Genomic DNA, 22,756 nt, shown 5'->3' with positions numbered 1-22,756 from the left:
ACGGGTCTTTGATATAGATATTTACCTCTGTTTGGCGTAATGCCAATCAGGTAGGCAGACTGCTGTCGCAGTGCCCGTTTTACAGAAGCTGGCGAAGCCTGTGCCAAACACAGGCTTCGCCGGTTGCGGCGGTGCGCTTTAGTTTCCAATTGACTGCGCTTTGCCTGGTCTTACCAGAAACGCTGCTGGGTCAAACGGCTCCACCAGTTCAACAGCACACGGTCCACCGAACCACTGGCGGCCATACCGATGCGTTCCTGCAGGCTTTTGCGTTCGGCGTAGTGAAGGTGATAAAGCTCGAACTGTTTGGCGCGTTCGGCCAGGTATTCATCGCTGGTCTGGAGCTCGTCAACCAGTTGTTTGTCCAGCGCCGCGACACCCAGCCAGATCTCGCCGGTGGCCACTTCGTCGATGGCCAGTTGCGGGCGATAGCGGGACACGAAGTTCTTGAACAGCTGATGGGTGATGTCCAGGTCCTGCTGGAACTTCTCGCGCCCCTTCTCGGTGTTTTCGCCAAACACCGTCAGAGTGCGCTTGTACTCACCAGCGGTCAGCACTTCAAAGTCGATATCGTGCTTTTTCAGCAGGCGATTGACGTTGGGCAACTGGGCGACCACACCGATGGAGCCAAGGATCGCGAACGGGGCGCTGATGATCTTCTCGCCGATGCACGCCATCATGTAGCCGCCGCTGGCCGCCACCTTATCGATGCACACGGTCAACGGTATGCCGGCCTGACGGATACGCGCCAGTTGCGAAGAGGCCAGGCCATAGCTGTGCACCATGCCGCCGCCGCTTTCCAGACGCAGCACCACTTCGTCCTTGGGCGTGGCGAGGGTCAGCAGCGCGGTGATTTCATGACGCAGGCTTTCGGTAGCCGAAGCCTTGATGTCACCGTCGAAATCCAGCACGAACACCCGAGGTTTGGCCTCGGTTTTTTTCTTCTGCTTTTTCTCGGTTTTAGCCTTGGTCTTGCGCAAGGCCTTGAGCTGATCCTTGTCGAGCAGCGTTTGTTCCAGGCGCTCGCGCAGTCCTTTGTAGAAATCATTGAGTTTGCTGACTTGCAACTGGCCGGCGGTCTTGCGTCGACCTTTACTGCGCAAGGCCGCAAAGCTGGCCAGGACCACCAGAATGGCGATCACCAGGGTGACGGTCTTGGCCAGAAAAACAGCGTATTCGGACAAAAAATCCACACAGGACTCCTCAAGCGGTGCGCGGCATGTAGCGCGCGGGACACCTCCAGCATACCCATGCGTCGTCGTTGCGACCAGTCGTGAAACCGCTGGCGATGGGCCTGTAACGGGCATTTCAAACAAGCGTATGTTTTTTCATTGACAGCTCACCGCCATCCTCATAACCTCGCCGAACCTTCAACGTACCGGGACGACGCGGACGTGGGCAGCATCTATTTGATTCGACATGGCCAGGCCTCCTTCGGTGCAGACGACTACGATGTCCTCTCGCCCATCGGTATTCGCCAGGCAGAAATCCTCGGCCAGCATCTGGCTGCACTCGATATCAGCTTCGACCGCTGCCTGGCAGGCGACCTGCGCCGCCAGCAACACACCGCCAACAGTGCCCTGGAGCAATTCGCTGCCGCGGGCCTGCCGGTGCCGATCCTGGAAACCGACTCCGCCTTCAATGAATTCGACGCCGACGCGGTGATCCGCGCTCTGCTGCCGGCGATGCTGCCCGAAGAACCCCATGCCCTGGACATCCTGCGTAACGCCGCGCAAAACCGTGGCGAGTTCCAGCGCATCTTCGCCCTGATCATCGAACGCTGGCTGGCCGGCACCTACGACACCCCCGGGCTGGAAAGCTGGCTGGGCTTTGTCGAACGGGTTCGCGGCGGGCTGAACAGAATTCTCGAGCAAGCCGACAACACCCGGAAAATCGCAGTGTTCACCTCCGGCGGCACCATCACCGCCCTGCTCCACCTGATTACGCAAATGCCTGCAAAACAGGCCTTCGAGCTGAACTGGCAAATCGTCAACACCTCGCTCAACCACCTGAAATTCAGAGGCCGCGAGGTGGCCCTGGCTTCTTTCAACGGTCATGCGCACCTGCAACTGTTGAAAGCCCCGGAACTCATCACCTTCCGTTGAGTCCGGACTATTGTGACCCTGGCTGTAACCATCCAGCTCTATTACTCAAGAAAGGATCGAACCATGACCTCAGTAGCAGATGCCGTACAAGCAATGAAAGCCAAGTTCAACCCATCCGCCGCTGCCGGTCTGGATCTGGTCTTCGGTTTCCGCATCGACGACACCAAGCACTTCTCCCTGATCGTCAAGGACAGCACTTGCGAACTGCAGGAAGGCGAGAACCCGGACGCCCAGGTGACCCTGGTGATGGACGGCGAAACCCTGCAAGGCATCGTCAGCGGCGAAACCGACGGCATGCAGGCCTTCATGGGCGGCAAACTGCGCGCCGAAGGCGACATGATGCTGGCGATGAAACTGTCCGAGCTGTTCCCGGCGTAACGCTGCCGCGAAAGCACACGAAACCCGCCCCTGTGGCGGGTTTTGTCGTTCAGGGCGTATACGCCCTCCCCCGTGTGCGAGCCTGCTCGCGATGGCCGTCAACGATAACGCGCAAAACCTGACACGCCGAGGAGTGCAATTCTCCATCGCGAGCAGGCTCGCTCCCACAGGGGGGATGGTCTTACAATGCCACCACCTCCCGATCCGGCCCGCCCATGGACATCGACCTCGCCCGCACCTTCCTGGAAATCGTCCGTCACGGCAGCCTCGCCGCCGCGGCCGACAAGCTCCACGTCACCCAGACCGCCATCACCGCGCGAGTCCAGAAACTCGAGAGCCAGCTGGGCAGCACGCTGTTCGTGCGCAATCGCGCCGGTGCCCGCCTGACGCCCAATGGCGAAGCCTTCGTGGTGTATGCCAACCAGCTGGTGGAAACCTGGGAAGCCGCGCGCCGGGACCTGCCGTTGCCCGAGGGTTACCACGACGTGCTGCACATCGGCGGCGAAGTCAGCCTGTGCAACCCGTTGATGCTCAGTTGGGCCGCCGAACTGCGGGAGAAAATCCCCAGCCACGCCTTGCGCATGGAAATCCGCGACGGCGAAAACCTGCTGCGGCAACTGGAGCTGGGCGTACTGGACGCCGCCCTGGTCTATCAACCCGAATACTGGCCACGCCTGCAAGTCGAGCAGGTACTGGAAGAAAAGCTGGTCCTCGTGCGCCTGCCCGGGCGTGCCGATCCTTACGTGTACATCGACTGGGGCCAGGACTTCCGGCGGCAACACGACGCAGCCCTGCCGGAAAAGGCCAAGGCGCCGGTGAGCTTCAACCTCGGCCCGCTGGGCTTGCAATACATTCTGGAGAACGGCGGCAGCGGTTATTTCCGCACCCGCGTCGTGCAGAGCTACCTGCAAAGCGGCGCGCTGGAACAAGTGCCCAAGGCCCCGGAATTCAATTACCCGACCTATCTGGTCTACTCCCGCGATCGCGACTCGCCCATCCTGCAACAGGCCTTCGATCTGCTGCGCGAAGTCATCCGTACCGATGACGACTGGTCGCAACGCTGGGACCCGCTGATGTGAATCCGGTTTACACCGGATGATGGCGTTTGTGTCCTCAATGTTCGAACTTCGCACGCGTCGGGATCGACTAATCTGCTGGGAATAACAAAAACGACAGGTGATTGCAGTGAGGCAGACCACCGAAGCATTCCGCAGCCGTTATCGCGCAGGCATCCATCCCCTCTACAACCCATGGCTGCACGGCACCTTCGTGCTGCTGTTCGGCCTTCTGGCCATCGCCGGCTTCTGGAGCACCGTCCACCACATCCAACCGCTGCAATGGCTGGCGGTGCCGCTGACCCTGCTGCTGTTCAACCTCGGCGTGTACGTGGTGCACCGCCACCTGGGCCATCACAAAAAATCCTTCGCGCGGATGTTCTATGCCCGGCACGCGGGGGATCATCACAGTTTCTTCGCTCCCGGCAACATGACCTACGACAACGCCCGCGACTGGCGGGTCATCCTGTTTCCGGCCTGGCTGATCGTGTTGCATACGCTGGTCATCAGCGTGCCGATCTGGTGGCTGCTCAAGCAGTTCGATCCTGACATCGCCGGGCTGGCGGGCGGTTGTCTGGTCCTGGGTTATCTGGCCTACGAGGTGTTTCACGCCTGCGAGCATCTGCCCCCGCACAACCCGCTGACGCGTCTGCCGTGGATTCGTCAGATGCGTCGCCTGCATGAACTGCATCACCGTCGCGAAATGATGCAGGAGCGCAATTTCAACATCGTTTTTCCGTTGATGGATTACCTGTTCGGCACCCTCTACTGGGAGCCGGAACAGGCCACCCCGTACCTGACGAGAACGCCCATGACCCGCATGCAGCACGAGATCGAGATCGCCGCAAATCCCATCGATGTACTCGCCTACGCCAGCACCGTGACCCGCTGGCCGGAGTGGCATCCATCGTCGCTCAAGATCAACGGGCAAAAAGGCCCGCTGCATGCCGGCGCGCGGTTCGATGAGGACATTCGCGCCGGTGGGCGTGACGGGCATCTGAACTGGATGGTCGACGAGTATCTGCCGGGACGGCGCTGGGTCGCTCAGGCTCAGGGCGATCATGGCCTGTCGCTGGTGCTCACCTACGAGTGCGAGGCCCAGGGCGAAGGCACGCGGTTTGTCCGCACCCTCGAGTATCGGTTCAGCGGCCCGGGAATGCGCCTGGCCAACCTGTTGCTGCTCAGGCGCCGGATCGATCGCGAGTCGGCGGCGTCGATGCTGGCCCTGCGCGAGATGGCGGAAAAATATCTGACGCAGGCGGGAGTCAAGGCGTGAGTCGATCAATCCGGTTCCGCCATTGGCTGTTGCTGTTGATTGTGGTGATTGGCGGATTTCTGCTGCTGATGCCAACCAAGGTGCGGCCGGTGGCCTGGACGCCGCCGCCCGCGCCCTCCCTCACCGGCGGCGTATATGCCGAGAATCAGCGCTTGAAGGGCGTGAAACCGGTCGGCGCCGTCGACATCGACGGCCCGGAGGCGCTGCTGCTGGAGGACGACATGCTGCTCACCGGCCTGCATGACGGTCGAGTGCTGCGCACCAGCCTCGACGGCAAGACCCGCACGGTCCTGGCCGATACCGGTGGCCGCCCTTTGGGTCTGGCCCGTCATCCCAATGGATTGCTGGTGATCGCCGATGCGGTCAAGGGCTTGCTGTCGCTGGATGCCCAGGGTCGACTGGTGGCAATGACCACGGCAGCCGGTGGCGTGCCCTTCGGTTTTACCGACGATGTAGTGATCGACAAACCCGGGCACTACGCCTACTTCACCGATGCCTCAAGCCGTTTCGGCTATGGCAGTGACAGCGATGCGATCATCGAGCATGGCGGCGACGGACGTCTGCTGCGTTACGACTTCCAGACCGGCAAGACCGCGGTGCTGCTCGAAAAATTGGAGTTCGCCAACGGCGTCGCCCTGGGGCCGGACGACGCCTTCGTGCTGGTCAACGAAACCGGCGCCTATCGCATCACCCGTTACTGGCTGAACGGGCCGAAGGCCGGGACGCAGGATGTGTTCATCGACAATCTGCCGGGCTTGCCGGACAACCTGTCCTTCAATGGTCGCGACCGTTTCTGGGTCGCCCTGTATGCGCCGCGCAGTGCCTTGCTCGATGCCACGGCTGAGCATCCGTTCGTACGCAAGATGCTGGTGCGGGCCATGACCGTATTGCCCAAGCCCGTGGAAAAGCGCGCCTTTGCCCTGGGTCTGGACCTGGACGGCAAGGTCATCGCCAATCTGCAGGACGGCAGCACCGGCAACTACTCGCCGATCACCACGGTGCGTGAGTATGGGGATTGGTTGTATTTCGGGTCGTTGAAGGCGAAGAACATGGTGCGATTGCCGTTGAGCGCGGCCCTGCAATAACACACTTCACGTTTTAATGAATGACACCCGCTTTGTTTTTTGTAGGGGTATTCATGGGGCACCTCGCATGGAGCCGTGTCGTCGGACTCTGAACATTCGAGGTGCCGGGTTTTTGCGCCGTTCCAACTTTCGATCACCGGTCGTCGGTGACCTTCTTATCGAGTCAGGACGACATCTGGAGTTGTTTGACGATCTGATCCTTGACCTCCAGGCGTTTCGCCTTGAGTTTGGTCACCGTGTCATCGCTGGATTTGGCTTGCTCGGCCTTCACCACCTCGGCATCTGTCTGGGAATACTTGTTGATCAGAGAATCCAGTTTCGGATCCTTGGTGCGTCTGTGCTGGATTTCTTCCTTTGAGTAACTCAGATCCTGAAAAAGGTCATGGGACACCGGCATGGAACACCTCCGTTTGTTGATCGGTAGCAAACGCGACTGATTGCGTTCGCCAACTATCAGAATGGCCTCGGTTGGCCGGTTCTGTCGACCATCGGTCCGACTGGCGGTGTCCGTTCGTCGCCCTTTCGCAAATGTGATCAAACCTTTGCCCGCGTACCAGCCTCCACACAGTAACGATCACATCGATCATCAGCGTGGAGAAGCACCAATGGACGGATTTAACCTGCGCCACCTCGTTCTCGCCGTAGCCCTGAGCACCAGCATGGGCGCGGCTTTCGCAGCGACTTCCAACGATTTCGTCGACAAGGCCGCCGCCGGTGGCATCGCCGAGATCGAAACCAGCCGGCTGGCACTGGAAAAAAGCCAATCGGCCGACATCAAGGAATTCGCCAATATGATGATCACCGACCATGGCAAGGCCAACGATGAGCTGGCCAGCATCGCGAAAAAGAACGACATCGAAGTGCCGGACAGCACGACGCTGGTGAAACAGGCCAAGGAAAAGATCCTCGACATGCGTGACGAATCCTTCGACGCCGCCTACGCCAACAATCAGGTCAAGGCCCACGAAGAAGCCATCGAGCTGTTCACCAAGGAAGCCAACACCGTCACCGACGACAAGGCCAAGGGCGCCACCGAGCTCAAGGGCTTTGCCCAGAAAATGCTCCCCGGCCTGCAAAAGCACCTGGACATGGCGAAAAAACTGCAAGCCGCGCATCCCAGCAAATAACCTCGCTGCACGCCAAAAAAACCGCATCCACGATGCGGTTTTTTCGTTTATGTGCCCGCCTGGCAACGAAAAACCACTACCGGGCCCGCCGCCGACTACAGTCCATAGGCAGCGATTGAAAAAATGATGGCAAAACGAAACAACTATTTCATTGGTGAAATGTCACTGCTTTTACGCCGATCGTTTTTTGGGGAATCGGCGCCTACATTCAGGAGTCAAGGCACATGGCGACACTGCAATCCGGCACCATCGAAGCGATCAAGAAAAATCAGGCGCCACTGCTTGCCCAGTGGACCGCCAACCTCGAGGCCAGCGGCGCTACGCGCAATCTCAAGGATCAGGACCTGAAGCAACAGACCACCGATTTTCTGCAACTGATCGTCTCCGGCCTCAACGACGGCAACGGCCTGAATGTCGCGTCCGCCGGCTGGGACGATATCCGCCTGTTCCTGGAAAAGCTCTCGCGCAGCCGTGCGCTCTTGGGCCATGACTCGTCCCAGACCGCCAACTTCATCTTATCGCTCAAGGGCCCGCTGTTCGCCCTGCTGCAGAACCATTACCAGGACAGCCCAGCACAGCTGGCCGAGCAGGTCTGGGAGATTTCCGAGCTGCTCGACACCCTGGGCATGCACACCATCCGCACCTTCCAGAAGTCCCGCGAGGAAGTGATCAAGCGCCAGCAGGAAGAGTTGCTGGAGCTTTCGACCCCGGTGGTCAAGCTCTGGGACGGCGTGCTGGCCCTGCCGATGATCGGCACCCTTGACTCACAGCGCACCCAGGTGGTCATGGAATCGCTGTTGCAGCGCATCGTCGAGACCGGCTCGGAGATCGCCATCATCGACATCACCGGCGTACCGACCGTCGACACCCTGGTGGCGCAGCACCTGCTCAAGACCGTCACCGCGATCCGCCTGATGGGCGCCGACTGCATCATCAGCGGCGTGCGTCCGCAGATCGCCCAGACCATCGTGCACCTGGGGCTGGACCTGCAAGGCGTGGTGACCAAGGCCAACCTGGCCGATGCCCTGAAACTGGCCCTGACCCGGCTGGGAATGACCATCAGCAAGGCGAACTGAGCCCATGGAGCGCATTCCGATTCTGCAAATGGGCGACTTCCTGCTGGTGACCATCCAGGTCGACATGCATGACCAGTTGGCCCTGACCCTTCAGGACGATCTGTCCGAGCGCATCAGCAGGACCTCCGCCCGAGGCGTGCTGATCGATATTTCCGCGCTGGACATGGTCGACTCCTTCATCGGCCGAATGATCGGCACCATCTCGGGCCTGTCGAAAATCATGGACGCCGAGACCGTGCTGGTGGGCATGCAGCCGGCGGTGGCCATCACCCTGGTCGAGCTCGGCCTGACCCTGCCTGGCGTCAGCACCGCGCTGAACGTCGAGCGCGGCATGAAACTGTTGCAGGAAAGAGTACTCGAGCAATGACCGTGCGCAGCAGCGGTACTCACCCGATTCATATCGAACAGGACGTGGTCCTGGCCAGGCAACTGGCGCGCAAGCTGGCGACCGAGTGCGGCATGCGTCTGATCGACCTGACCAAACTGGTGACCGCCGTCAGCGAGCTGGCGCGCAACACCATGGTCTACGGCGGTGGCGGCGACATGGACTGGCAGATCATCGACGAAAACCCGCGCACCGGTCTGCGCCTGACGTTTCGCGACGAAGGCCCCGGCATCCCCGACGTCAAACTGGCGATGACCGACGGCTGGACGTCCGGCTCGGGCCTGGGCCTGGGACTGACCGGAGCAAAACGGCTGGTGGACGACTTCGAACTCGATACCGCGCCAGGCAAGGGCACCCGCGTGACGATTACCCGATGGACATGAATATCAGCAGTTCAATGACTCAGGTGTTGGCCATCGAAGACAGCAGCCAGATCGGTCACGCACGGCGCACCGCACAGCAATTGGCAGAGAAAAACGGCTTCGACGCAACCGATGCCGGGCGCGTGGCGCTGGTGGCGACGGAGCTTGCCAGTAACATTCTCAAGCACGCCAGCTGTGGCGAGTTGCACCTGCGGGTGCTACCCCGTACGACGGGCGCCGGCATCGAAATGCTCGCCGTTGACCGCGCCAACGGCTTTGATTTGCAGGCCTGCCTGACCGACGGCTTTTCCACGGGCGGTACCCAGGGCATCGGCCTGGGCGCGGTGTCGCGCCAGACCGAAGTGTTCGATGCCTACGCCGATTCGCGGGGCGCGGTGCTGCTCACGCGCCTCTATTCGCGCCAGCACAAGACCCGGGACCTGCGCATCGGCATCAGCCAGCATTCGCTGCACAACCACCCGGCCTGCGGCGATGTCTGGCACCTGGCCTTTGACGGACCTCGCATCAGCGTTCTGGTGATCGACGGCCTGGGCCACGGCGAAGAAGCCGAGCGGGCCGCCCTCGCCGGCGAAAAAGCCTTTGCCCTCGCGCCATTCGCCGCGCCGGTGCGGGCCATGGAGGATATGCATCTGGCCATGATCGGTACCCGTGGCGGTGCGGTCGCCATCGCACAGGTCGATACGGCGGGCGACACCCTGAAATTCATCGGTATCGGCAACATCGGCGCCAGCATCGTCGCACCGGACAAATCCCGCGGCCTGGCCTCCCATCCGGGGATCGTCGGCGGTCAGTACCGAAAAGCCCAACCCTTTGACTATGCTCAAATCAATGGACAACTCTTGATCATGTACAGCGACGGCCTGCAATCACGCTGGAACCTGCAGGACTACCCAGGTCTCGCGCATCGCCATCCCGCCGTGATCGCCGCCATTCTGCACCGTGATTTCTGCCGGGGACGGGACGATGTCACGGTGCTGGTCATCGCTCTGGAGACCGCTCATGTCTGAAACACCCATCAGCCGGATCGACGAGCAAGCGGCCCTGATCGAACAATTGAAAGGTGAAGCCGACGCCCTGCGCGCCGAACTGGACGAGACCAATCAGGGGGTTCTGGCGCTGTATGCCGAACTCGACATCCAGGCCGAACAACTGCGCCAGGCCTCGGACCTGAAAAGCCGCTTCCTGTCGTACATGAGCCATGAATTTCGCACGCCGCTGGGCTCGATCCTGAGCATCGCCAGCCTGCTGAGCGACGAACTGGACGGGCCATTGAGCCCCGAGCAGCACAAACAGGTGACGTTCGTCAGCAACTCGGCGCGGGAGCTGAGCGACATGGTCGACGACCTGCTGGACTTGGCGAAGATCGAGGCCGGGCGCATCACCATTTCGCCGGCCTGGTTCGACATGTTCGACCTGTTCGCGGCCCTGCGCGGCATGTTCCGCCCGATCGTCGATGCCAGCGCCGTGGACCTGATTTTCGAGGAGCCGGTGGGCCTGCCGCGGTTGTACACCGACGACAAGAAGCTGGCGCAGATCCTGCGCAACTTCATTTCCAACTCGCTGAAATTCACCACCCGTGGGGAAGTGCGTGTGTCTGCACAGCTGGAAGATGGCGACAAGGTACGCTTTGCCGTCAGCGACACCGGCATCGGTATCGCTCCCGAGTTGCATGGCGCACTATTCGAAGACTTCTCTCAGGTCGACTCCCCTTTGCAGAAACGCCTGCGCGGTACCGGACTGGGACTGTCGCTGTGCAAACGCTTCGCCCAACTGCTGGGTGGTGACGTCGGGGTGCAGAGCTCGCCGGGCAACGGCTCGACCTTTTTCGTGATCATCCCGTTGGCCATCGCCATGGAGCCCGCCGATGAAACGTGATCTGCGCCTGCTGATTGTCGATGACAACATCGCCACCCGCTACGCCCTGCGTCGGCGCCTGGAGCGACACGGCTATGAAGTGCTCGAAGCGGGCACCGGCAGCGAAGGCCTGGAGCTGATCGACAGCGTCACCCTCGATGCGCTGATTCTCGACGTCAATCTGCCGGACATGAGCGGCTTCGACATCGTGCGCAAACTGCGCTCGGACCCGGCCACCGCATTGCTGCCGGTGGTGCATGTCTCGGCGGCCTCGATCCAGACCGGCGACATCATCACGGGCCTGGATGCCGGGGCCGATGCCTACCTGATCCATCCGGTGGACCCGGATGTGCTGCTGGCGACCCTGCGCACCTTGCTGCGGGTACGGGAAACCGAGAATGCCCTGCGCGAGAGCGAGGCGCGTTTTCGCGAGATTTTCTTCAACGTGTCGGCGCCCATTGCGGTACTCGATGCCGATTTGAAAGTGCACGAGTGCAACCACGCCTTCGCCCGGCTGATCCAGGACAACCTCGCCACCGAGACCCTGCGCGAATGCTTTGCCGACGATCAGGCGTCGGTCATCGAAGAGCTGCGCCTGCGCCTGGCCTATGGCGAACGCTGGAAAGGCACCCTGAGCATGCGGGTGCTGGGTGAAATTCGCGAAACCGAATGGCAGATTTCGCCCTATCGCACCCCTCAGTTGAGCCTGGTGTTCGTCGAGGATGTCAGCGAACACCGCCATCGCGAGCGCTCGCACCTGGCCCGGCTGGATGACGCCACCACCCAGCTGGCCAAAGAGGTCGCCGAACGGGTACGTACCGAGGCCCAGCTGTTGCAGGTGCAGAAGATGGATGCGCTGGGCAAGCTGACCGGCGGCATCGCCCACGACTTCAACAACCTGCTCACCGGCATCATCACCAGCCTGGAACTGATCCAGAAACGCGCTGCCGATAACCGCACCGACAAGGTCCAGTTCTACGCCGAGGCAGCCCTGAGCTCGGCCATGAGCGCCGCCGCCCTGACCCACCGCCTGCTGGCCTTCGCCCGTCTGCAACCTCTCGATACCCGCCCGGTGGACATCAACGAGCACATCCGTTCGCTCGAAGAATTGCTCGTGCGCACGATTGGCGAACGCATCAGCCTGAAGCTGGAACTGACCTCCAAGGCCGCCATTGCCCTGGTCGACCCGATCCAGCTGGAAAGCGCGGTGCTCAATCTGGTGATCAATGCCCGGGATGCCCTGCCCGAAGGTGGCAATGTCTGGGTCAATACCTATGCCGCCTACTCCCATGGCGATCCGAATCTGGCCGACGGCGCCTACGTTGCGCTGTCGGTGCGCGATGACGGCAGCGGAATCGACCATACCGTGATCGACAAGGTGTTCGATCCGTTCTTCACCACCAAACCCCTGGGCCAGGGCACCGGGCTGGGCCTGTCGACCATCTACGGTTTCGCCCGGCAATCAGGGGGCAATGCGCATATCCGCAGCGTGGCCCGACGCGGTACCGAAGTGACCATCATGCTGCCGGCCAGCTCCGATCCGACCGCCGTCGAAACCACGCCGGCCAGCGTCAACCCGCAGGGCGCCGGCGAGCATGTATTGATCGTCGAAGACACGGCGTCGGTGCGGATGTTCGTCGCCGAGGTGCTGGTGGACGCCGGTTACCGTTGCACTCAGGCCGCCGACATTGAAACGGCACTTGAACGCCTGCAGAACGACCCAAGCATCGACTTGCTGCTGACCGACGTCGGCCTGCCGCGCATGACCGGCCGCGAGCTGGCGGATGTCGCGAGGGGCTGGCGGGAGAAGTTGCCGATCCTGTTCATGACCGGGTATGCGGAAACCGCGATCAATCGGCAGGTGTTTCTGGGGGATGGGATGGAGATGCTGATCAAGCCGTTTCAGATCAGTGAGTTGCTGGACAAGGTTAGGCGCACCATTGATGGCGCCTGTTAGATCCATTCGCGAGCAAGCCCGCTCCCACAGTTGACCGCGTTGTTCAGTAGAACTCGGTCCAATGTGGGAGCGGGCTTGCTCGCCAAGAGGCCAGTCAACTCACTACTCATTCAAGCTTGGTCCAACACCCGGGCCAAAAACGGCCCAGTCCTGCTCTTCTTGCTCCTGGCGACCCTCTGCGGCCCCCCCGCCACCACAATCTTTCCACCCTGATCCCCCGCCCCCGGTCCGATATCGATCACCCAGTCACTCTGCGCCACCACCCGCATCTCATGCTCCACCACAATCACCGTATGTCCCGCCGTCACCAGAGTGTTCAACTGCTCCAGAAGCCGGTCGACATCCCGCGGATGCAGGCCGGTGGTTGGCTCGTCGAGCACATACAAGGTCGCGCCGCGCTGGTTGCGCTGCAGCTCCGTGGCCAGCTTGATGCGCTGCGCCTCGCCGCCGGACAGCTCGGTCGCCGGCTGACCGAGGCGCAGATAGCCCAGGCCGATATCGCGCAGCACCTCCAGCGAGCGGCGCACGCTGGCCTGTTCGGCGAATACCTCTACCGCCTGATCCACGGTCAATTGCAGCACTTGGGCGATGTTGCGGCCCCGCCAGGTGATCGCCAGGGTCTGCGGGTTGTAGCGTGCGCCATGGCAGGTCGGGCATGGCGCATAGACGCTGGGCATGAACAGCAACTCGACGCTGACAAAGCCTTCGCCCTCGCAGGTGGCGCAGCGCCCCTTGGCGACGTTGAAGGAGAACTGCCCGGCGTCGTAGCCCGCGGCCTGGGCTTCGGGGGTGGCGGCGTAGAGCTTGCGCACGTTGTCGAACAACCCGGTGTAGGTCGCAAGGTTGGAGCGCGGGGTGCGACCGATGGGTTTCTGATCGACCTGCACCAGACGCTTGATCGACTCCAGCCCCGCCGTGACCTGGCCGCCGCTGGTCTGCGGTGCATCGTCTTCCAGGCTCGGCTCTTCGGATTCATTGTCGGCGGCCGGGCGCCCGAGGTGCGCGCCAACCAGTTCCAACAAGGCCTGGCTGACCAGACTCGACTTGCCGGAGCCGGAGACGCCGGTCACCGCGGTAAAGCAGCCCAGCGGGAACTCGACATCGAGGTTGTTGAGGTTATTGCGGGTGATGCCTTCCAGGCGCAGCCAGTCCTTGGGCGTGCGCGGGGCGCGAACCGGGCGGTCGTGTTCGGCGAACAGATAGGCGCGAGTTTGCGAGTCGCTGACATCAGCCAATCCGGCCGGCGCACCGCTGTACAGCACCCGGCCGCCGTGCTCGCCCGCTGCCGGGCCGACGTCGATCAGCCAATCGGCGCGGCGCATGGTTTCCAGGTCGTGCTCGACCACAAACAGGGTGTTGCCGGCGGACTTCAGGCGCTGCAAGGCTTCGAACAGCGCCTCGCCATCCGCCGGATGCAGGCCCGCCGAAGGTTCGTCCAGCACATAGATCACCCCGAACAGCTGCGAACCCAATTGCGTGGCCAGGCGCAGGCGCTGCAATTCGCCGCAAGACAGTGTCGGCGTGCTGCGTTCCAGCGCCAGATAGCCCAGGCCCAGATCAGTCAGGGTGCTGACCCTCTCCAGCAGATCCTGGGCGATGCGTTGCGCGGCCAGGCGTTTTTCCACGGACAGGTTCGGCGTATGACGCACGTCCGGAGCGTTGGCGTGTCCGCTGGCACCGTGGGCGACGCGCGCTTTGCGGGCCTCGCGGGTCTGGGTGTGGCTCAGCACTTCACCCGCCTCTTCGCCTTCGTGCAGGTACTGCTCGGACGCCACCGGCCTCAGCACTTGGGCGAGTTGCAGCAACGGCATCTGCGCCAGTTCGCCGATGTCGTAACCGGCGAAGGTCACCGACAGCGCTTCGCGCTTGAGGCGCTTACCGTCGCACAGCGGGCACGGGCTGCCGAGCATGAATTGCGAGACGCGCTTCTTCATTAGCGCGCTTTGCGAATGGGTGAAGGTGTGCAGGATGTAGCGCCGGGCGCCGGTGAAAGTACCCTGGTAGCTGGGCTCCATCTTGCGTTTGAGCGCAACGCGGGTTTCTTCCGGGGTGAGCCCGGCGTACACCGGCACCGTCGGGGTTTCTTCGGTGAAGAGAATCCAGTCGCGCTGTTTTTTCGGCAGGTCGCGCCAGGGGATGTCGACGTCATAACCCATGGTCACCAGGATGTCCCGCAGGTTCTGGCCCTGCCAGGCCAGGGGCCAGGACGCCACGGCGCGCTGGCGGATGGTCAGGCTCGGGTCCGGCACCATCAGCGCCTCGGTGACCTCGTACACCCGGCCCAGGCCATGGCATTGCGGGCAGGCGCCCTGGGGCGTATTGGGGGAAAAGTCTTCGGCATAGAGCATCGGCTGCCCCGCCGGGTAACTGCCGGCGCGGGAGTAGAGCATGCGGATCAGGCTCGACAGGGTGGTGACGCTGCCCACCGACGAGCGCGTGCTCGGCGTGCCCCGTTGCTGCTGCAAGGCCACCGCCGGCGGCAGACCCTCGATGGAGTCCACATCCGGCACCCCGACCTGATCGATCAGCCGCCGCGCATAGGGCGCCACCGATTCGAAATAACGACGCTGGGCCTCGGCGTAGAGCGTGGAAAACGCCAGGGACGACTTGCCCGACCCGGACACCCCGGTGAACACCACCAGCGCATCGCGGGGAATATCGACGTCGATGTTCTTGAGATTGTGCTCCCGGGCGCCACGCACCCTGACCATGCCTGAAGGAGGGTTCGCGCTGCGGTTGGAGGTCATCGGGTGGCCTTGTTCAAAGTGGGTCGGATAAACGCAATTCCAATGCAGGAGCTGCCGAAGGTTGCGATCTTTTGATTTTGGTTTTTAGACGCAAGATCAAAAGATCGCAGCCTTCGGCAGCTCCTGCATAGAGCAGTGGTGGTCAGCCGTTGAGCACCGCGCGAATCATCTGCGTCAGCGCCTGTGGGCTGTAGGGTTTGCTCAGCAAATGCGTGTCGGGGCTGAGTTGGTGGTTGCGCGAGATAATGTCACGGGTGTGGCCGGAGGTGAACAGCACCACCACCGGCGGGTTCTGGACCTTGGCCCAGGCACCGAGGTCCGAGCTCTTGATCAGGCCGGGCATGACCACGTCGGTAAAGATCAGGTCCACCACCGCGCCATCGAGCAACATCTGCATGGCGAAGTCGGCGTTGGCGGCGGTCAGCACCTGGTAGCCCTCTTCCTGCAACATCTCCACGGTGGACACCCGCACCGCGTCGTTGTCCTCCACCACCAGAATGCGCTCTCGCCCGCCTCGCGGCGGCACATCAGTGACCGAAGTTTCCCGGGGCGCCGAGCGCAGGCTGCGGGGGAAATACAGCTGCACCCGCGTGCCCTCCCCGACCACACTGGACATCTCCACGTGCCCACCGCTCTGTTTGACGAAACCGAACACCATGCTCAGGCCCAGCCCGGTGCCCTGGCCGTCGGGTTTGGTGGTGAAAAAAGGCTCGAAGGCCTGGGCCAGTACCTGGGGCGGCATGCCCGAGCCCGAGTCGGCCACCGTCACGCGCACGTAGTCGCCGACGGAAATGTCCTTGCCTGCGCAGAACGTCTGATCGAGGCTGATGTTGTCAGCGCAGAGTTCGATGATCCCCTCGCCCAGCATCGCATCACGGGCGTTGATCGCCAGGTTGAGGATGGTGTTTTCCAGTTGGTTGCGATCGACGAACACCGGCCAGGGATCGGCGGCAGCGGTCATCCGGATCTCAATGGTTTCCCCCAGCGCGCGCTGCAGCAACTCGCCCAGTCCGTCGAAAATCTGCTGCGGCGTGCAAATCGCCGGGGACAGCGGTTGGCGGCGGGCGAACGCAAGCAGCTGCGAAGACAGCTTGGCACCTCGCTCGACGGCGGCAATCGACGCGCTCACCCGGCGTTGCACGTTGGCATTGTCCGTCTCGTGACGGGCCAACAGGTGCAGGTTGCCGGCGATCACCTGCAGCAGGTTATTGAAGTCGTGGGCCACGCCGCCGGTCAGCCCGCCAATCGCTTCGAGTTTCTGTGACTGGCGCAACTGCTCTTCCGCCAACAGCCGCCCTTCCACTTCATCAGCGACCCGCTGCTCGAGATTGCGGGTGAACTTGAGCAACGACTCTTCGGCGATCTTGCGCTCATGGATGTCGATCAGCACCCCGGGGAAGCGTAAAGGCTGACCCTGATCATCGAACTCGCAGCAACCGCTGGCCTGCACCCACAGATAGCTGCCGTGGGGGCGCAGCACCCGGTATTCGGCGTTGAAGGGGGCGCCGGTCTGCACCGAACGCATGACCTGCTCCTGTACCCAGCTGCGGTCGTCGGGGTGGATCTGCGCTTCGGCGACGTCCCGGGGCAGGTTGTCCAGCGACTGGCCGGGGGGAAAGGAAAAGGTCCGGGCAAAGCGTTCATCGCCGCTGAGCACATTGGCCTTGATGTCCCAGACGAACGAACCGAGCAAGGCCCCGGCATTCAGGGCCAGGCGTACCCGTTCGTTATCGGCGCGATAGGCATTTTCGGCGGCCTGGCGCAGGCGCTCGGAAATCACCCGTTCGGTGGTTTCCACCACCATGGCCATGACCCCGGCGGGCATTCCTTCGTCGTTGGCTACCGGGCTGTAATAGAGGTCCATCCAGACGTCTTCGGGAACGCCGTCGCGCAGCAGTACCAGCTCTTTATTGCGATAGGACAAGGTGCCGCCGGCCAGGCAGGTATCGACCACATTGCGATTGAAGTCGGCCACTTCCGGCCAGCCCAGCTCCACCGGGGAGCCCAGCAGGTACGGATGGCGGCCGCCGGCGAAGATCGAATAGGCATCGTTGTAGATCATGTAGCCGGGGCGGGCCCAGAGCATCACCATCGGCAGCGGTGAGGCGAGCATCAGCTGCACCGTGCTGATCAGGCTTTTGGGCCAGCTTTCGATGCAACCAAGCTCGGTGCGGCTCCAGTCGAACGCACGAATGCGCCCGGCCATTTCACCGCTCCAACCTGCACACCCGTGGCTATCGTCTAGAAACTGCATTGGCTGGCTCTGAGTTCCGGTGATTGCACCCGTTTGTTTCGAGCGTGGTGGATGCCAATCGTTCCTGGAGGTATAGCTGATTGTCCAGTCTTGTATTTTTACCCTGTGGCGAATACGAAATCCTTGATCCACACCGAACCAATGCAGGAGCTGCCGAAGGCTGCGATCTTTTGATTTTGAAGATCAAAAGATCGCAGCCTTCGGCAGCTCCTGCACGGACCAATCCCCAAATCCCCCAGGTCAAACCTCGATCAGATGCTTGAGCGGGTTATACCCCGACTTCAACGTAGCAGCCACATCAAGAATCGCCTTCTCAATCCCATTCAAATGCATACAGGTCAACTCAATCGCAGCACTCTGATTCCCCGCCTCGATGTACTCGATCAACCGCAAATGCTCATTGTCACGACAGGCCTCATGACTGTCGTCATCCAGCGCCGCCGCATACAGCGACGCCCGGGAAATCAGCTTCTGAAACCAATCCAGCAGCACCGGGTTATTCAGGCTGCGAGCCAGCTTGATGTGGAATTCGCCGAGCAAATGAATCAGCCGCTCATGGTCCCCGCTCCGGTGCGCCTCATCCTCCAGCAATAAATGATCACGCAGGTCCTGGGTCACCGCGGTATCCCGGCGGCGGCACAGTTCGCTGACGATGCCGATCTCCACCAGACGCCGGGTTTCGAACAGCGAACGGATCTCCTCATCGCTGGGCAATGACACCGATGCACCTTTATTGGGCTCGGTGGTCACCAGGCCATCGGCCTCCAATTGCTTGAGCGCGGCGCGAACCGACGTGCGGCTGACATTGAAAAGTTCGGCCAAAGACGCCTCCCCCAGCTTCATTCCAGGCCGCAACGAGCGCTTGCTGATGGCCTCGTAAACCCCTTGGTAGACGCGGTCGACCGTGGTTTCCAGTTTCTTCTCGCTCATTCGATGACTCCTTCAGCGCTATGCAATCGCCCCCTTGGCGCCAGTACAGCCATGAAAAAGGGGGTTGCATGAGCAGGTTAATCCGGGTATTTCTAAATTGCATCCAGATTTTGCATACAATAAATAGAGGAATGCACCATTATGGGTCATCCAGTTGCAATTGAAGTGCGTAACGTCTCCAAGCGCTATTCCGACGATCCAGGCCTGGCGCCAGCCCTGGACAACGTCTCGGTCAACATTGCCGACAACGAGTTCTTCACCCTGCTCGGCCCCTCCGGCTGCGGCAAGACCACCCTGTTGCGCACCATCGCCGGCTTCGAGCACGTCAGCGACGGCGAAATCCGCCTGGCGGGCGAGCCGGTCAACGACCTGCCGCCGTTCAAGCGTCGGGTCAACACGGTGTTCCAGAGCTACGCACTGTTTCCACATATGAGTGTTGCGCAGAATATCGCCTTCGGCCTCGAGATGCAGGGTCTTGAACGCAAGCTGATCCCCCAGCGCGTCGACGAAATGCTGGCGCTGGTGCAAATGCAGCACCTGGCCAAGCGCAAGCCGGCGGAACTGTCCGGTGGCCAGCAGCAACGGGTGGCTCTGGCGCGGGCCCTGGCGCCGAAACCGAAAGTGCTGTTGCTCGATGAACCGCTTTCAGCACTGGACCTCAAGCTGCGCAAGGAAATGCAGGTCGAACTCAAGCGCGTGCAGAAAGAAGCCGGGATCACCTTCATTTTCGTCACCCACGATCAGGAAGAAGCCCTGACCCTGTCCGATCGCATTGCCGTGATGTCCGCCGGCAAGATCCTGCAGATCGGCACCCCCAACGAGATTTACGAGCGGCCGCAGCATCAGTTCGTCGCCCAGTTCATCGGCGATATCAACTTCCTGCCCGGTCACCTCAAGCGTGGCGAGCACAACGAAAACCTGTTCGTGCCCAGCGGCATGCCGGTGGAAATCCCCTGCCCGCCCCAGGGCATCGACGGCAAGGTGCAACTGGCCTTCCGCCCGGAGCGCTCGCAACTGGTGGACCCGACCCAGCCGCATCACCTGCGCGGGGTGATCGAGGCTGTGCTGTACGTCGGCACCGCGACCCTCTATCAGTGCCGCCTGAACAACGACATCAAGGTCACGCTGCGGGAAAACAACGAAGGCCTGAACCGCAATCGCGGCGTCGGCGATCGCGTGGCGGTCAACCTGCCGCCCCACGCCTGCCTGCTGATGGAGGCCTGACATGAGCGTCAGTAGCACTTCTGCGGCCCTCAACCGGGCGCTGTTGCTCAGCCCGGTGGTTCTGACCCTGTTGGCCCTGATCGCCATTCCGCTGGGCATCATGGGCTACATCAGCCTGCTGCCGCGCAACGTCTATGGCGGCGTCGACTGGCAGGCCAACTGGCAATTGCAAAGCTACGTGCAACTGTTTTACCAGGAAGGTTTCGACGGTGAACTGGAACTGAACTGGGTCTACGCCCAGGCGCTGATCCGCTCGGTGTTCCAGGCCGGCGGCACCACGGTGCTGTGCTTCCTGTTCGGTTTTCCGGTGGCGCTATGGATGTCGAGCCTTACACCGCACCGGCGCAATCTGATGGTGCTGCTGATCACCATTCCGTTCTGGACCAACCTGCTGATCCGCAACTACGCCTGGCTGATCATCCTGCGCGAGCAGGGCTGGGTCGCCCAGAGCCTCAACGCGCTGTTCCCGTCCGCCGGTGGCATCACCCTGCTCTACAACGACTTCGCGGTCAGCGTCGGGCTGGTCTACAGCTTCCTACCGTTCATGATCCTGCCGATCTACTCGACCCTGGAAAAACTCGACTGGCGCCTGGTGGAAGCCGCCTACGACCTGGGCGCCAACCGTTGGCACGCCCTGCGGCGGATCATCCTGCCGCTGTCGATGCCGGGGGTGATCGCAGGCTCCCTGCTGGTGTTCGTGCCGAGCCTGGGTGCGTTCATCACCCCGGCGATTCTCGGCGGTGGCAAGACCCTGATGATCGGCAACCTGATCCAGCAGCAGTTCGGCACCGCCCGCAACTGGCCGCTGGGCAGTTCGCTGTCGTTCCTGTTGCTGGGAATTCTGCTGCTGTCCCTGGTGCTCTACGCCCTCTATAGCCGCAGCGCCGCCAAAACTCTTCGTCGGGGAGCCACCGCATGATCGCCCTGCACCTGAAAAAACTGCCGATGACCCGGGAAGTCAGCCTGCTGATCCTGGCCTACCTGTACCTGCCGATCTTCGTGCTGATCGCCTACAGCTTCAACGCCAACCGTTCGGCGACGGTCTGGACCGAGTTCTCCCTGGACTGGTACGGACGCATCCTGGCCAACCCGTCGATCCAGACGGCGGCGCTGAACTCGATCATCGTCGCCGGCATCGCCACGGTCTGCGCCACGGCCATTGCGCTGCTCGCGGCACTGGCGACCTATCGGCCGTTCTACGGGCAGAAGATGGTCGAAGGCGGGATCAACCTGCCGCTGATCCTGCCGGAGATTGTCACGGCAGTGGCCACCCTGCTGCTGTTCATGTCGCTGGGGATCAAGCTCGGCCTGCTGACGGTGATCGTCGCTCACATCGGCTTCTGCATTCCGTTCGCCTACCTGCCGATCCGCGCGCGGCTCAACGATCTGGACAAGAGCCTTCTGGAAGCGGCGAACGATCTGTACGCCAACCCCTGGCAGGTATTTCGCCGGGTGACGCTGCCGCTGCTGTGGCCGGCGGTGCTGTCCGGGTCGGTGCTGGCATTCGTGGTCAGCCTCGACGATTTCATCATGACCTTCTTCGTTGCCGGCCCCGGTTCCACGACCCTGCCGGTGTACATCTTCTCGGCCATCAAGGCCGGCGTGACACCCGAGATCAACGCGATCTCGACCCTGATGCTGGTGATTTCCATCGTGCTGGTCGTGCTGGCCTTCTGGCTGGGACAGCGCGGCAAACAACAATGAGCCCGGAGACTTGTTTGATGAGCAAAAAAGTGAAAAGCCCCCGTTTCGCCGCTGCACGTTTCGCCGTTGCCAGTCTGGCCTTGAGTTGCTTCACCGCGTTCAGCGCCCAGGCCGCCGAGCCCAAGGAGCTGTTCTTCTACAACTGGACCGACTACTACCCGGTCGACCTGCTGGCCAAGTTCGAAAAGGAGACCGGGATCAAGGTCACCATGGACGGCTACGACAGCAACGAGACCCTGCTGGCCAAGTTGCAGGCCGGGGGGGCGGCCTATGACGTGATCGTGCCGTCGCAGTCGATCATGCGCACCCTGATCAACCAGAACCTGCTGCTGGAAATCGACACGCCGACCCTGCCCAACTTCCAGTACGTGAAGCCTGCGTTCCGCGACCCGGCCTTCGACCCGGGCCGCAAGTTCTCGGCGCCGTACCTGTGGGGCACCACCGGCTTCTCCTATGACAGCGCCCGGGTGCCTGGCGGCAAGCTGGACGATTCCTGGAAAGAGTTCTTCGAACCGCGCAAGGAACTGCAAGGCCAGCTCGCCGCCCTGGATACCTCCAGCAGCGTGATCAATGCCGCCAGCCATTACCTGAACGTCGACGAGTGCACGGAAAACCCGCAGGACGCCAAGCGCATCCTGGAGCTGCTGCAAAAACAGAAACCCTTCCTGAAGATGTACAGCTCGGACAACACCGTCGACCGCATGGCCTCCGGTGAAGTGATCATGATGCAGAACTGGAACGGTTCCACGGCGCGGGCGACCTTGCAGAAAAACACCATCAAGTATGTGTATCCGAAGGAAGGCCTGGCGATGTTCCAGGACAACTTCGCCGTCCCGAAAAGCGCCCCGCACCCAGGCAACGCCAAGGTCTTCATCGACTGGATGATGAAGCCGGAAAACGCCGCCGCCGTGTCCAACGCCATCGCCTACGCCAACGGCGTGCAGAGCGACAAGCTGATCGATGCCAAATGGCAGGTGATGGACGCCATCAACATGCCCGACGAATTCGCCTCGCGCCTGCGCCCCGAGAAAGAGTGCAGCAACAAGGCGCGGGAACTGCAGGATCGGATCTGGGCGAAGCTCAAGGGCTAAGTAGTCGGCTATAGACCGAGTCGAGGCCTTCGCGAGCAAGCCCGCTCCCACAGGGATTGGTGCTGATCACAAAACTTGTGAACTCCCCGCCCCCCTGTGTGCGGGATTGCTCGCGAAGAGGCCCG

21 protein-coding genes are annotated in these 22,756 nt (G+C 61.9%); 16 read left to right on the top strand and 5 right to left on the bottom strand.

Features of this window, described 5'->3' with window-relative positions; genetic code table 11:
* Positions 1-170: 170 nt before the first annotated feature.
* A complete protein-coding gene (gene sohB / locus HNO86_RS19035) occupies positions 171-1,193 on the bottom strand; it encodes a protease SohB (RefSeq protein ID WP_175378482.1) in 1,023 nt (340 codons plus the stop codon).
* Positions 1,194-1,394: 201 nt separating this feature from the next.
* On the opposite strand from sohB, the gene HNO86_RS19030 reads away from it, so the two are divergent.
* The 5 genes from HNO86_RS19030 to HNO86_RS19010 all read left to right on the top strand — a co-directional run bounded on the left by HNO86_RS19030 (position 1,395) and on the right by HNO86_RS19010 (position 5,899).
* Positions 1,395-2,105, top strand: a complete 711-nt coding sequence (locus tag HNO86_RS19030) for a histidine phosphatase family protein (RefSeq protein ID WP_175378481.1) — start codon at positions 1,395-1,397, stop codon at positions 2,103-2,105.
* Between the two features lie 63 nt (positions 2,106-2,168).
* A complete protein-coding gene (locus HNO86_RS19025) occupies positions 2,169-2,483 on the top strand; it encodes an SCP2 sterol-binding domain-containing protein (RefSeq protein ID WP_175378480.1) in 315 nt (104 codons plus the stop codon).
* 215 nt (positions 2,484-2,698) lie between these two features.
* Positions 2,699-3,562, top strand: a complete 864-nt coding sequence (locus HNO86_RS19020) for a LysR family transcriptional regulator (protein WP_175378479.1) — start codon at positions 2,699-2,701, stop codon at positions 3,560-3,562.
* 106 nt (positions 3,563-3,668) lie between these two features.
* Positions 3,669-4,814: an SRPBCC family protein gene (locus HNO86_RS19015; RefSeq protein WP_175378478.1), complete on the top strand. Its 1,146-nt coding sequence runs from the start codon at positions 3,669-3,671 to the stop codon at positions 4,812-4,814.
* The gene (locus HNO86_RS19010) at positions 4,811-5,899 is read left to right on the top strand and encodes an SMP-30/gluconolactonase/LRE family protein (protein WP_175378477.1); all 1,089 of its coding nucleotides are present in this window, start codon (positions 4,811-4,813) and stop codon (positions 5,897-5,899) included. Before HNO86_RS19015 ends, HNO86_RS19010 begins: the two co-directional genes overlap by 4 nt.
* Positions 5,900-6,062: 163 nt before the next feature.
* Here the strand turns inward: HNO86_RS19010 and HNO86_RS19005 are convergent, their stop codons facing one another.
* Positions 6,063-6,296 (bottom strand): DUF465 domain-containing protein, encoded by a 234-nt coding sequence (locus tag HNO86_RS19005; RefSeq protein WP_175378476.1) that lies wholly within the window; start codon positions 6,294-6,296, stop codon positions 6,063-6,065.
* 208 nt (positions 6,297-6,504) lie between these two features.
* Between HNO86_RS19005 and HNO86_RS19000 the strand changes: the two genes are divergently transcribed.
* The 7 genes from HNO86_RS19000 to HNO86_RS18970 all read left to right on the top strand — a co-directional run bounded on the left by HNO86_RS19000 (position 6,505) and on the right by HNO86_RS18970 (position 12,681).
* Complete coding sequence (locus HNO86_RS19000) at positions 6,505-7,026, top strand: DUF4142 domain-containing protein (protein ID WP_175378475.1); 522 nt, start codon at positions 6,505-6,507, stop codon at positions 7,024-7,026.
* 224 nt (positions 7,027-7,250) lie between these two features.
* On the top strand, positions 7,251-8,102 hold the full coding sequence (locus HNO86_RS18995; protein ID WP_175378474.1) for an STAS domain-containing protein: 852 nt from the start codon (positions 7,251-7,253) through the stop codon (positions 8,100-8,102).
* A 4-nt stretch (positions 8,103-8,106) separates the two neighbouring features.
* Positions 8,107-8,469 carry an STAS domain-containing protein gene (locus tag HNO86_RS18990; RefSeq protein ID WP_175378473.1) on the top strand — a complete coding sequence of 121 codons (363 nt, stop codon included), beginning with the start codon at positions 8,107-8,109 and terminating at the stop codon, positions 8,467-8,469.
* A complete protein-coding gene (locus HNO86_RS18985) occupies positions 8,466-8,870 on the top strand; it encodes an anti-sigma regulatory factor (protein ID WP_175378472.1) in 405 nt (134 codons plus the stop codon). Before HNO86_RS18990 ends, HNO86_RS18985 begins: the two co-directional genes overlap by 4 nt.
* Positions 8,867-9,877 (top strand): ATP-binding protein, encoded by a 1,011-nt coding sequence (locus HNO86_RS18980; RefSeq protein ID WP_175378502.1) that lies wholly within the window; start codon positions 8,867-8,869, stop codon positions 9,875-9,877. Before HNO86_RS18985 ends, HNO86_RS18980 begins: the two co-directional genes overlap by 4 nt.
* Positions 9,870-10,745 (top strand): sensor histidine kinase KdpD, encoded by an 876-nt coding sequence (locus tag HNO86_RS18975; protein WP_175378471.1) that lies wholly within the window; start codon positions 9,870-9,872, stop codon positions 10,743-10,745. The genes HNO86_RS18980 and HNO86_RS18975 overlap by 8 nt, the downstream gene beginning before the upstream one ends.
* Positions 10,735-12,681 carry a response regulator gene (locus HNO86_RS18970; protein ID WP_175378470.1) on the top strand — a complete coding sequence of 649 codons (1,947 nt, stop codon included), beginning with the start codon at positions 10,735-10,737 and terminating at the stop codon, positions 12,679-12,681. Before HNO86_RS18975 ends, HNO86_RS18970 begins: the two co-directional genes overlap by 11 nt.
* A gap of 110 nt (positions 12,682-12,791) precedes the next feature.
* Here the strand turns inward: HNO86_RS18970 and HNO86_RS18965 are convergent, their stop codons facing one another.
* From HNO86_RS18965 to HNO86_RS18955, 3 genes are all read right to left on the bottom strand, one after another.
* A complete protein-coding gene (locus HNO86_RS18965; RefSeq protein WP_175378469.1) occupies positions 12,792-15,428 on the bottom strand; it encodes an excinuclease ABC subunit UvrA in 2,637 nt (878 codons plus the stop codon).
* Positions 15,429-15,570: 142 nt separating this feature from the next.
* Positions 15,571-17,634, bottom strand: a complete 2,064-nt coding sequence (locus HNO86_RS18960) for a PAS domain-containing sensor histidine kinase (protein WP_175378468.1) — start codon at positions 17,632-17,634, stop codon at positions 15,571-15,573.
* A 288-nt stretch (positions 17,635-17,922) separates the two neighbouring features.
* A complete protein-coding gene (locus tag HNO86_RS18955; RefSeq protein WP_175378467.1) occupies positions 17,923-18,612 on the bottom strand; it encodes a GntR family transcriptional regulator in 690 nt (229 codons plus the stop codon).
* A 141-nt stretch (positions 18,613-18,753) separates the two neighbouring features.
* Here HNO86_RS18955 and HNO86_RS18950 point away from each other — a divergent pair, with 141 nt between their 5' ends.
* Genes HNO86_RS18950 through HNO86_RS18935 form a run of 4 tightly spaced genes read left to right on the top strand, consistent with a single transcriptional unit; the run spans position 18,754 to position 22,631 of the window.
* A complete protein-coding gene (locus tag HNO86_RS18950) occupies positions 18,754-19,836 on the top strand; it encodes an ABC transporter ATP-binding protein (RefSeq protein WP_175378466.1) in 1,083 nt (360 codons plus the stop codon).
* Between the two features lies 1 nt (position 19,837).
* The gene (locus HNO86_RS18945; protein ID WP_175378465.1) at positions 19,838-20,755 is read left to right on the top strand and encodes an ABC transporter permease; all 918 of its coding nucleotides are present in this window, start codon (positions 19,838-19,840) and stop codon (positions 20,753-20,755) included.
* A complete protein-coding gene (locus HNO86_RS18940; protein WP_175378464.1) occupies positions 20,752-21,540 on the top strand; it encodes an ABC transporter permease in 789 nt (262 codons plus the stop codon). The genes HNO86_RS18945 and HNO86_RS18940 overlap by 4 nt, the downstream gene beginning before the upstream one ends.
* Positions 21,541-21,557: 17 nt before the next feature.
* Positions 21,558-22,631 (top strand): extracellular solute-binding protein, encoded by a 1,074-nt coding sequence (locus tag HNO86_RS18935; protein WP_175378463.1) that lies wholly within the window; start codon positions 21,558-21,560, stop codon positions 22,629-22,631.
* Positions 22,632-22,756: the final 125 nt, after the last annotated feature.

The organism is Pseudomonas sp. C1C7 (assembly GCF_013359595.1).
In the GTDB taxonomy this organism is placed as follows: domain Bacteria; phylum Pseudomonadota; class Gammaproteobacteria; order Pseudomonadales; family Pseudomonadaceae; genus Aquipseudomonas.
This window is presented reverse-complemented; position numbering and strand designations above follow the sequence as displayed.